Here is a 1103-nt window from a genome sequence, read left to right as displayed (position 1 = left end):
AAAACCTCCGAGGACGGCAAGGTAGAGGGCATCACCTTCAAAATCACAGGGAACGGCATCAATCAGACCGTTACCACCAATAGCCGCGGCGAGGTGCAAATCGACAACCTGCAGCCGGGCGAGTACACCGTCACAGAGCAGGTGGCTGGCGACTATGTCCCCCAGGAGCCACAGAAGGTGACCGTCCAGGCCGGACAGACGGCGACCGTCAGTTTCAACAACAGCTTGCAGAAAGGTTCCCTGGCCGTCACCAAAAATAGTGAGGACGGCTTGAATTCTGGTGTTCGTTTCCACCTTTTCGGTACGTCCTCCATGGGTGAAACTGTGGATTTGTACGCCACTACGAACAGCTCTGGTGTAGCGCAGTTCACCGATGTGCCCATCGGCAGCGGGTATACTCTGGAGGAAGTGGACACGGCTGTCTGCTATGTGGTGCCCGCCGCTCAGACCGCCAATATCGAATGGGAGAAAGCCACCAACGCCACCTTCCGCAATGTGCTGAAGAAGTTCAATATCACTCTGAATAAAGTGGATAGCGAAACGACTGCACCCCAGGGCGACGCAACTCTGGCGGGGGCCGTGTATGGTGTGTACAAGGACGGCGAGTTGGTAGACACTTACACTACCGACAGCGATGGGCACTTTACCACCGGCTACTATGTATGCGATTCCGGTTGGACGGTGCAGGAGATTACTCCCAGCGAAGGCTACCTGCTGGATGAAACCGTGTATCCCATAGGTGCTGACCCCAAGCAGTATGAGGTGGAATTTAACTTGGCTCCCGCAGTAACCAGCCCCGAGACCGTGCAGAAGGGCAAAATCACCATCATCAAGCACTGTGACGATGGCTCCACCCAGATCGAGACCCCGGAGGTAGGTGCGGAGTTTGCGGTGTTTCTCAAGTCCTCCGGCAGCTACGAGAATGCCAAGGACTCCGAGCGGGACTACCTGACCTGCAACGAGAACGGCTACGCCGAAACCAAGCTGCTCCCCTATGGTGTGTACACCGTCCGCCAGACCAAGGGCTGGGATGGGCGCGAGCTTATGAAAGATTTTGAGGTGTTCATCAATAAGGATGGCGGCGTGTACCGGTATCTCATCAA

The 1103-nt window shown here is 55.9% G+C and carries 1 protein-coding gene; it reads left to right on the top strand.

Annotation, left to right across the window (positions count from 1 at the left end):
• Nucleotides 1-1103 (top strand): MSCRAMM family protein (locus U8U01_RS17200; protein WP_322176810.1); only part of this gene is annotated, 1103 nt, incomplete at both ends.

It is taken from the genome of Acutalibacter caecimuris, from assembly GCF_034335085.1.
GTDB classification, from domain to species: domain Bacteria; phylum Bacillota; class Clostridia; order Oscillospirales; family Acutalibacteraceae; genus Acutalibacter; species Acutalibacter caecimuris.
This window is presented reverse-complemented; position numbering and strand designations above follow the sequence as displayed.